The sequence below is a fragment of the Asticcacaulis sp. genome (assembly GCF_020217185.1).
Classification (GTDB): Bacteria; Pseudomonadota; Alphaproteobacteria; order Caulobacterales; family Caulobacteraceae; genus Asticcacaulis.
Genome location: NZ_JAIWNX010000043.1, coordinates 1 through 10000 on the forward strand (window position 1 = coordinate 1; position 10000 = coordinate 10000).

9 protein-coding genes are annotated in these 10000 nt (G+C 62.4%); 7 read left to right on the plus strand and 2 right to left on the minus strand.

Translation table 11 applies throughout. The features are described 5' to 3' along the window. Positions 1 to 156 precede the first annotated feature (156 nt). Positions 157 to 891: a MarC family protein gene (locus tag LDL37_RS02060; protein ID WP_290793597.1), complete on the minus strand. Its 735-nt coding sequence runs from the start codon at positions 889 to 891 to the stop codon at positions 157 to 159. Positions 892 to 1051: 160 nt separating this feature from the next. Here LDL37_RS02060 and pyrF point away from each other — a divergent pair, with 160 nt between their 5' ends. Continuing rightward, positions 1052 to 1735 carry an orotidine-5'-phosphate decarboxylase gene (pyrF, locus tag LDL37_RS02065; RefSeq protein WP_290793623.1) on the plus strand — a complete coding sequence of 228 codons (684 nt, stop codon included), beginning with the start codon at positions 1052 to 1054 and terminating at the stop codon, positions 1733 to 1735. A 24-nt stretch (positions 1736 to 1759) separates the two neighbouring features. On the opposite strand, the gene LDL37_RS02070 is transcribed toward pyrF, so the two are convergent. Then, the gene (locus LDL37_RS02070; protein WP_290793600.1) at positions 1760 to 1999 is read right to left on the minus strand and encodes a DUF1674 domain-containing protein; all 240 of its coding nucleotides are present in this window, start codon (positions 1997 to 1999) and stop codon (positions 1760 to 1762) included. A 101-nt stretch (positions 2000 to 2100) separates the two neighbouring features. Between LDL37_RS02070 and htpX the strand changes: the two genes are divergently transcribed. The 6 genes from htpX (at position 2101) to LDL37_RS02100 (ending at position 9932) form a co-directional block, all read left to right on the plus strand. Further along, positions 2101 to 2997, plus strand: a complete 897-nt coding sequence (htpX, locus tag LDL37_RS02075) for a zinc metalloprotease HtpX (protein ID WP_172961174.1) — start codon at positions 2101 to 2103, stop codon at positions 2995 to 2997. 358 nt (positions 2998 to 3355) lie between these two features. Then, a complete protein-coding gene (locus LDL37_RS02080; protein ID WP_290793605.1) occupies positions 3356 to 4750 on the plus strand; it encodes an RsmB/NOP family class I SAM-dependent RNA methyltransferase in 1395 nt (464 codons plus the stop codon). Positions 4751 to 4759: 9 nt separating this feature from the next. Continuing rightward, positions 4760 to 5419 carry a ribulose-phosphate 3-epimerase gene (rpe, locus tag LDL37_RS02085; protein WP_013477555.1) on the plus strand — a complete coding sequence of 220 codons (660 nt, stop codon included), beginning with the start codon at positions 4760 to 4762 and terminating at the stop codon, positions 5417 to 5419. 4 nt (positions 5420 to 5423) lie between these two features. Next, a complete protein-coding gene (locus LDL37_RS02090) occupies positions 5424 to 7157 on the plus strand; it encodes a heparinase II/III family protein (protein WP_290793614.1) in 1734 nt (577 codons plus the stop codon). Positions 7158 to 7304: 147 nt separating this feature from the next. Then, positions 7305 to 8909, plus strand: coding sequence for a bifunctional phosphoribosylaminoimidazolecarboxamide formyltransferase/IMP cyclohydrolase (gene purH, locus LDL37_RS02095; RefSeq protein WP_290793617.1), 1605 nt, complete (start codon positions 7305 to 7307; stop codon positions 8907 to 8909). Positions 8910 to 9143: 234 nt separating this feature from the next. Then, positions 9144 to 9932: a dienelactone hydrolase gene (locus LDL37_RS02100; RefSeq protein WP_290793620.1), complete on the plus strand. Its 789-nt coding sequence runs from the start codon at positions 9144 to 9146 to the stop codon at positions 9930 to 9932. Positions 9933 to 10000 lie beyond the last annotated feature (68 nt).

The following is a 10000-nucleotide window of genomic DNA, read 5'->3' on the forward strand; positions in this document are numbered from 1 at the left end:
ACGGGTCATGAAAAAGGCCTCCAAATCAGTGGAAGCCTTGAATCACGCATAAGCCAGCTTGAAAACCCAATTTATGAGTTTACGGCCTAAATTTTTGTTTTGTCGCGATGGTTTTTTCGGAAAACCGCTCACACTTTTCCGCACATCGCTCTAAAACTAAGACCCGCTATAGGGGTGCGCGGCCGCCGGGACGATAATGTCGTGCGTGACGGTCGAAATGGCTGAAATGATGATCTGCACCGACAGGGCACAGAGAATCAGCCCCAGCACGCGGATGACCACCACCATGCCGACGCGACCGAGCATCTTGGAAATATGGCCTGTAAACAGGAAGGTCAGTAGCACCGCCAGCGAGGTGGTGACGATGGCCCCAAGGCCGACCGCCATGCCCGTAATGCCGTATTTCTGAGCCTCGCCCGCCTGAATGATGACAGTCGATATGGCCCCCGGCCCGATCAGCAGCGGGATGGCAAAGGGCACGACGAACTTTTCAAAGGTCTTTTTGGCACGATCGCGGCCACGGATAGGCGCGCCATGGGCATCGACCGTATCTTCGGTCAGGGATTCGGTCTCTTCGAACATGGCCAGAAAATCGCCGCGCGTCATATCGAGCCCCAGCAGGAACAGCAGGATGCCGCCGGCGATACGGAAGGCGTCCATCGAAATGCCAAAGAACTGAAGCAGGGCTAGGCCGGTAAAGAAGAAGAAGCTGAGGAACAGGGCGGCAAAGGCCGAGATATAGACCACCAGCCAGCGCCGCGCCGATTCCGACTGCGTGCGCGTGGCCGCCGCAAAGATCGGCACATTGCCGATGGGATCGAGCAGGGCGAACAGGGTGATGAAGAAGTTGACATAAAGCTCAATCAGACCCAAGGAGCCACCCGACATCATTCACCCTCCTGCAACCGATTCATTTTGTAACAGACCCGTCTATCCGGTTACAGGAAAAACTTTCGCCGCGACAGAGGCCATAAAGGGCGCGTTTTCCCCATTGTGCCCCGCAAAATCCGGTGTATGTGAAACCGACTGTTACCGGAGCGCCGTTATGACCCTGCCCGCCGATCCCCGTATCATCGTTGCTCTCGATGAGCCCGATCTAGCGTCTGCCCGCCATCTGGTCGAGGCGCTGGGCGATCACGTCAGCTATTACAAGATCGGCCTGACGCTTCTGGGACAGGGCGGTCTGTCTCTGACTGAAGAACTGGGGGCGCGCGGCAAGCAGGTGTTTCAGGACTGGAAGCTGCACGATATTGGCGCTCAGGTCGAAGGGGCCGCTGAGGCCATTTCGCGCGGGGCCTGCGATATGCTGACCGTCCATGCCGAGCCGCAGGTGATGAAGGCGGCTGTGCGCGGCCGTCAGGGCCCCACCAAGCTGCTGGGCGTCACGGTTATGACGACGTTGAAGCAGGATGATCTCGATGAGATGGGTTATGGCATGGCGCTGGAAGATCTGGTCAAACGCCGGGTCGATCAGGCGGTCGAAGCCGGTATGGACGGCGTGGTCGCCAGCCCGCACGAAGCGGCCATGATCCGCGCCCGCGTCCCGGCGGACTTCCTGATTGTCACCCCCGGCGTGCGCCCGGCCTGGGCTGATGCCAATGATCAGAAGCGCATCGCCACACCGGCCGATGCCATCCACAATGGCGCCTCGCATATGGTGATCGGTCGCCCGATCACCCGTGCGCCTGATCCCGTGGTGGCAGTGCAGGCCATTCTGGCGGAATTGCAGGGGTAAGCCCTTGTAATCAGGGGGTTCCGATTAAAAATCGCTGACGATGCCCTTGCGTTCCCAGTCGCCAAAGCGCGTGGGTTCCAGACCCGCCGGGCCGCCCTCTTCGTAAGGCCGCTCAGCCGTCTCCTTTTCGGCCTGTGCGCGTCGTTGCGCGGCTTCGGCCAGAGCGCGTTGCGCCGCCGGTGTCAAAACACGCTCCGGCATCTCCGCTTTTTCAGCATCATCAATCGATTGCGAAGTCGTTTCGTCGTTTTTTTCAGATGACATTTTCGTAAGTGCCTTAAATTTGTCTGCGCTTTCCTTATATGTATTTCGCAAGGGCTGCTGTCGCAACCCTAATACTTAACATTCGGGAGAGCTTCTTACCCATGAACCCGTTCAAGACCTTTATGCTTCTGGCGGGTATGACCGCGCTGTTTGGCGCGATCGGACTGGCGATTGGCGGGCCTGCGGGTATGCTGATCGCACTTGGCCTGGCCCTGGCCATGAATGCGTTTGCCTACTGGAACTCCGACAAGATGGTGTTGAAGGCCTACCGGGCGGAACCCGTCGATCCCACCACCGCTACCGGCCTGATCCGTACCTATTACGATGATATCGCTGAAATGAGTCACCGCGCGGGCTTGCCCATGCCGGCGGTCTATATCATCCATAATGATCAGCCCAACGCCTTCGCCACCGGACGCAATCCGCAAAACGCCGCCGTCGCCGCCACAACCGGTCTGTTGCGTATGCTGGATCGCAGCGAGATTCGCGGCGTGATGGCACATGAACTGGCGCACGTGAAAAACCGCGACACCCTGATCATGACGGTGACGGCGACGCTGGCAGGTGCCATTGCGTCGATCGCCAACTTCGCCATGTTCTTTGGCGGCAGCAATGACGACGAAGACGGTATCAACCCGATTGCCGCCATCCTGATGGCCATTGTCGCGCCTCTGGCCGCCATGCTGGTGCAGATGGCCATTTCGCGGGTCCGCGAATACGAGGCCGACCGCGTCGGGGCCGAACTGTGCGGCGATCCGGAAAGCCTTGCCCGTGCCCTGCACAAGATCGAGCAGTACGCCCACGGTATCCCGAACCACGAGGCCGAGCGCAACCCGGCATCGGCGCACATGTTCATCATCAACCCGCTGTCGGGTAAGCGGATGGACAATCTCTTCTCAACTCACCCGGCGACGGACAATCGCGTCAGGGCCCTGATGGAGCTGGGCGTGCGGATGGGCAATCGCCGTGGTGGCATGACCAGCGTGCCGACGACCTAGAGCGCAATCCGATAAAGTGCCATAAAAGCGTCTTGACACTTTTCGGAAAAATTGCGCGACTAAACAAAGAACTTAGAGCCATTCGGCGGCTCAACTTAGCCGACGAATGCTCTAACATTAGCGGCCGAAGATGCTGAGCGCATCCGGCCGTTGAAAAGACGAGACTGTCTTATACGTATCAGCGACATAAGACAGTCTCGAAAGGCATACCCAGAGTCATTTCCAATGACCCTGGGTATAAGCGGGTTGGGGTGCGGGCCTTTTGCTGATATAGCGGCGCCTCATCCGGCCTTTAAGGCCACTGTCTTCCCTTCAAACGGGAGACAGACGTAACGCACAGCATCTTCTGAGAGTTTGCATGTCCCAACATTCCGGCCGCCCCTCTGGCAAGCCTTCCCGCACCCCCGCCGCCAAGCCCCGACCTTCCGCCCGCCCCAGCCGCCCGAAGCCGGACGCTTCGGAAAGCATGGAAAACGATATCGGCATCGCGGCCCGCGTAGCGGCCATTACCCTGATCGAAGCGGCGCTTGAAAAGCGCAGCGGCTTTGATGAGGCTGCCGCCAGCGCCGACTTCCTCAAACTTTCGGAAACCGAACGCGCCTTTGCCCGCGCCCTGGCGCTACTGGTCCTGCGCCGTCTGGGGCAGCTTGATCACGTCATCCACAAAAAGACGCAGAAGATGCCCCCCGAAGCGGTGCGTCAGCTTCTGCGCATCGGCATGGCGCAAATCTTCTTCATGCAGGTGCCCGATTTCGCCGCGGTTTCAACGACAGTGAAAATCGCCGAGCGTGAAAACAAGACCCGCCCGTTCAAGGGGCTGATCAATGCCATCCTGCGCGGCCTGATCCGCGACGGCAAGCTGTCCGACATCAATCCGAAGCGCCTTGTGCCCGACTGGCTGTGGCAGCGCTGGGTGCAGACCTATGGCGAAGACACTGCGGCGGGCATGGCCAGCGTCCTGACCGAGGAACCGGCGACCGACCTCAGCTTCCGCAATGCCGCCGACCGCGACGCGCTGGCCGAGGCCCTGCAAGGCGAAGCCGTCGGTCCGGTTAATCTGCGCTCAAGCCTGCGCGGTGATCTGCGTCAGTGGGCGGACTACGAGGCGGGGAAGTGGTGGGTGCAGGACATTGCGGCCGCCACCCCGGTCAATCTGCTGGGTGACCTCAGCGGCAAGACCGCGCTCGATGTCTGCGCCGCACCGGGCGGCAAGACGCTGCAACTGATCGCCAAGGGTGCGCAGACCGTCGCCATCGACCGCTCCAAAAACCGCCTCAAGCGCGTTGAGGACAATCTGGCGCGCATAGGTATGAGCGCCGAAATCCACAATGCCGACGCCTCGACCTTTGATGATCCACGCACCTTCGACGTGGTGCTGGTCGATGCGCCCTGTTCGGCCACCGGCACCTATCGCCGTCAGCCGGACGTACTGTGGGCCACCCGCCCCGCCGATGTCGCCAAGCTGGCCGATGTTCAGCACCGCCTGCTCGATGCACTGGCCCCCCGCGTCAAACCCGGCGGGGACTTCCTCTACTGCACCTGCTCGCTGGAGCGCGAAGAGGGCGAAACGCAGATTCTGGCCTTCCTGCGCCGGAACAAGGACTTTACTCTGGTCAAGCACACAGCCGATCAGCACCCGGATATACCCGCCGCCTCATTTGCGCCCGAAGGCTGGTTGAGATTGCTGCCGCATCAGCGTAAGGGAGGGCAGGACGGGTTCTTCGTCGCGCATATGAAACGCAACCCCGCTTAAGAGTTCTGCATGACCACGCCGCTGATTTGCCCCTCGATTCTGGCCTCCGACTTTTCCAAGCTGGGCGAGGAGGTGCGCGCCATCGACGCCGCCGGGGCCGACTGGATTCATATTGACGTGATGGACGGGCATTTCGTGCCCAACCTGACCATTGGGCCGGATGTGGTGAAAAGCCTGCGTCCGCATACGCAAAAGACCTTCGACGTGCACCTGATGGTGACGCCGGTTGATCCCTACCTTGAGGCCTTCCGCGCCGCCGGGGCCGATTATATGAGCGTTCACCCGGAATCGGGCCCGCACCTGCACCGCACGCTGAAGCAGATCCGCCACCTGGGGGCGAAAGCCGGGGTGGTGCTCAATCCCGCGACGCCGCTCGACGGTCTGGAATGGATCATGGACGACCTCGATCTGATCCTGCTGATGAGCGTCAATCCGGGCTTTGGCGGCCAGAGCTTTATCGAGAGCCAGCTGCGCAAGATCGAAGCCGTACGCAAAAAGCTGGACGCGCTGGGTCATCCCGCCGTGCTTCAGGTCGATGGCGGCGTGAATCTGCAAAACGCCGCCGCCTGTGTGGCTGCCGGGGCCACGGCGCTGGTCGCCGGGACGGCGGTCTTCAAGGGCGGGCCGGACGCCTACGCCGCCAATATCAAGTCGCTCAAGGGTCTCTGACCCGATGCAGGTCTATGAGCAGCCCATTGCCATAGCCGGTCATGCCGCGGTGCGTACACCGTGGGGCAAGGTCGTGCGGGCGTGGGCGCGCCGTCAGGCCGCTGCCGAAATCTTCGGGATGCCGGGCTATCGCCTGTCCTTACGCGGCCCCTCCATCGAAGGCTTTATCGCCGCCCCCCACGAAATCCGCCCGCCCAATCCGCATCTGGGCAAGGCCATGATGTCGGGTCGCTATAGCCTCGGTGGCGCGCGCATGAGCGTGCAGGGCACAGGTGATCCGTGGAACCGCCCCTCGCCCACCCGCGCATTTGCGATTGAGCTTCACCGCTTCTGCTGGCTGCGCCACCTGTTCACGCAGGGCGAGGACGGGGTGAAGGAAGGCCTGCGCCTCTTCCTCTTGTGGGACAAGACCTTCCGCAAATGGACGCCCTTTGCCTGGGATCAGGGGGTGCTGGCGCGCCGCCTGATTAACCTGAGCGTCTTTGCGCGCCGCCTGTCGGCCTACGCCTCCGAAGCCGAAGCCCACTGTCTGGCGCAGTCCATGGCCGAACAGGCCCGCCACCTGTGGCGACTGCCGCGCAATCTGGCCTGGTATGCCCAAAAAGCCACGGCGCTGGTGCTGGTCGGTTGCGTCCTGTCCGGACGCGCGGGCGACAGTCTGCGGCGCAAGGGGCTGCACATCCTGCCCAAGGCGCTGAAGCGCACCATCCTGCCCGACGGTTCGCACGCCTCGCGCAGCGTGCAGGCCGGGCTGGAACTGCTCTACGATCTGCTGCTGATCGAGGATGGGCTGAATCAGCGCGGGCTGGCCATTCCGGAATATCTCGAAACGGCTATCGAACGCCTCAGCCGCTTTGTGCGCACCCTGTCGCATCCGGACGGCTCCCTGTGCGCCTTTCAGGGGTCGGAATCCCTGCTGGCCGAACAGGTCGCCCCCGCCCTGCTGCACGAAGAGAAGCGCCCTCTGGCCCCGACCTCCCTGCCGGTATCGCTGGAGCATGGGCGTTATCAGCGGCTGATCGGGCGCTCGCTGACCGTCTTTGTCGATACAGGCGAACCGCGCTTTGGGCCTCTGGGTTACGCGGCTTGCGACCACCCGATGAATTTTGAAGTGTCGGGAGGCCGCGACAAGCTGTTTGTCACGCCGGGCTGGGCACCGGGGCATTCGGACCACCACGAATTCCGCATCATCAATGCCGCCAACACCCTGACACTGGGCGATCTGCCCATCCTCAGCCCCATCACCGGGCGCTTTGGGGAGTTGCTGCATTTCGGCCTTGAGGGGCTGCGCTATCGCATCCGCAGCCGCCGCATCGAATCCGAAGACGCCGGCTCGCTGATCGAGATGGAACACGAAGGCTGGCGCCCCGTCTTCGGCCTCAAGCACGAGCGCCGCCTGTATGTCGATCCGCAGCGCGACGAGTTGCGCGGCGAGGAAAAACTGATCCCCGTCGAACCAAAGAAGGACCTGCCGGAACAGGCCCCCTACGCCCTGCGCTTCGTGCTGCACCCGGAGGTGCAGGCGTCTCTGGCGCGTGACAAGCGCTCGATCCTGCTGCGCGGCCCCGGCGGGCGCGGCTGGTGGCTCAGGCACGACGCGCGCGAGGTCAGCATCGAAGAGTCGAGCGTCTTTGAACGCGGTCAGCCGCGCAAATCGACGACGCTTTTGCTGCGCGGCACAGTGCGGCTGGCCACCCCTCTGCGCATCCGCTGGAAGCTGTCACCGGCGGAGGCGTGAGGCCTCGTCAAACGGGAAACGGCTTAAACGTTTAAGCTCAACACCTCACATTTTCCGTTACAAATGAAGGGGGATTGTGGGTTTTCTTTTGTCCCCCCCTTGTGTAAACCGCGCGCATCTTTCCCCCTCTTCTGTACGGATGCGCCCATGCCCGCCGCCCCTGATTTCCCGCCCGCCCCTGATCTGGTTACACCCAAACGCGCGCTTATTTCCCTGTCGGACAAGACCGGCCTGATCGAGGTGGCGCAGGCTCTGGTGGCGGCGGGTGTAGAGATTATCTCGACCGGCGGGACGCGCGCCGCCATCGACAAGGCCGGTATCGCCGTCAAGGACGTATCGGACCTTACGCAGTTTCCGGAAATGATGGACGGCCGCGTCAAGACCCTGCACCCCAAGGTGCATGGCGGTCTTCTGGCCTATCGCGACGCGCCGGAACACGCCAAGGCGCTGAGCGATCACGACATCGCCCCTATCGACATCGTATGGATCGACCTCTATCCCTTTGAAAACACTGTGGCTTCGGGTGGCGGTTTCGAAGCGGCCATTGAAAACATTGACATTGGCGGGCCGGCCATGATCCGTTCGTCGGCCAAGAACCACCCCTATGTCGCCGTCTGCGTCGATAAGGCCGGCATGGATGAGGTCATCGCCGCCCTGCAAAGTGATGGTCAGACCCCTCTGTCTCTGCGTAAATCGCTGGCCGCGCGGGCCTTTGCCCGCACCGCCGCCTATGACAGCGCCGTTTCGACCTGGTTCGCGGCGCAACTGGGCGACGATTATCCGCTGCGCAAGACCCTTGCCGGGGCGCGCCTGCAAACCATGCGTTACGGCGAAAACCCGCATCAGTCGGCCGCGTTCTACAAGACCGGCGAGGACCGTCCGGGCGTCGCCACGGCCAAGCAGCTTCAAGGCAAGGAACTGAGCTATAATAACGTCGCCGACACCGATGCGGCGATCGAGCTGGTGGCCGAGTTCGAGCAACCGGCCTGCGTCATCGTCAAGCACGCCAATCCCTGCGGCGTGGCCGTCGGCCCGGACCTGCTCACCGCCTATAAGCGCGCGCTGGAATGCGACGACGTGTCGGCCTTTGGCGGCATTGTGGCGCTGAACCGCAAGCTGGACGCGGCCACGGCGGAAAAGATCGTCGAAATCTTCACCGAGGTGATCGTCGCCCCCGAAGCCGATGACGAGGCGCTGGAGATCGTCAAGGCCAAGAAGAATCTGCGCCTGCTGGTCACTGGCTCTCTGCCCGATCCGCTGTCGGGCGGTCAGGTGTTCCGCAGCGTGGCGGGCGGGCTTCTGGTGCAGTCGCGCGACACGGCGCGCATCACCGCCGCCGACCTGAAGATCGTCACCAAGCGTCAGCCGACCCCGACCGAGATCGAGGACATGCTGTTTGCCTTCACCGTCGCCAAGCACGTCAAGTCGAACGCCATCGTCTATGCCAAGGAGGGCCGCACGGCGGGCATCGGGGCCGGTCAGATGAACCGTCGTGACTCGGCCCGCATCGCCGCTCTGCGCGCTCAGGAAGCCGCTGAGAAGATCGGCCTGAGCGAGTCTCTGGCCAAGGGTTCGGCCTGTGCTTCGGAAGCCTTCTTCCCCTTCCCGGACGGGCTGCTCGAAGCCGCCGCCGCCGGGGCCACGGCGGTGATCCAGCCGGGCGGCTCGATCAAAGACGCCGACGTCATTGCCGCCGCCGACGAAGCGGGCCTGACCATGGCCTTTACCGGTATCCGCGTCTTCCGCCACTAGATCATTATGATTTCTGGTAGAAACATAATGATCTAGATTTTTGTTTAGCCCCTCGCCGGGCGGTGGCTTGCGCCACCTTGGCCGCCGCCGCAATGGCGGCTTGAGCGGAATGATTCCACTAGAAATCATTCCGCTCTAAACCGGCTACATCCCTCCCTGCAACAGCGGGGAGGATGTACAAAGTCATATCGCGTGGTATCTATCCCTCGGGGACGTGTTTCCGAGGGATTTTTCATGCCTGAGACCCTGGCTGAGCGGTGGGCGCGCCTGTCGCCCTGTACCGAGACGTTCGGACCGGCCGATGCCGTACCGCGCCCGGCCCTGATCCTGTTTCACGGCTGCGGTGGCGTGCGTCCGCACATCTATCACTACGCCGAAGCCGCCGCCGCCATCGGTGTGCGGGCCTATGTCGTCGATTCCCTGAAAGCGCGCGGCTGGGGCCGATCACACGGCGTGTCGCTGGTCTGTACGGGGCTGGCCCTGCAAGGCTATGAGCGTTCCGGCGACGTGCTGGCCGCCATCAAGGGCATTTCGGCCCTGCCGGAAGTGATATCGGATCAGGTCGTCCTGTCAGGCTGGAGTCACGGTGGCTGGTCGATCATGGACCTGATGACCGAACCCCTCAAAAGACCCGGCGAGGCCAAACTGGCCGATCCCGACCCCACCCTGATCGACCACGTGCGCGGCCTGTTCCTCGTCTATCCCTATATCAGCTTCCCGGCGCGCAGCCTGCGTCACCCCTGGCTCTACCGTCCGCGCACCCGCGTCGCTCTGGCGCGCAAGGACCATCTGACCCCCTATGCCCGCGCGATTTCAGTGCTGGAGCGACTGAAAACCGATGGCCTGAGCGTTGATATGCTCAGCTTCGACGCCACCCACGCCTATGACGAAGAAAGCTTCGGCGGGCTCAACCCCATGCACCACGATCAGGCGGCGGTGGAAGGGACCACTGAAGGCCTGCTCGGCTTCCTGCGTGAGGTGTTTGAGATGGACGTCCCGGCTCAGGTCGCTGCGGTTGGCTGATGGACAGCCTGCAACAGCGGTTTGAGCGCTTATGGCCGCACGTCACCGTGCGCGGCGCGCCCGACTCT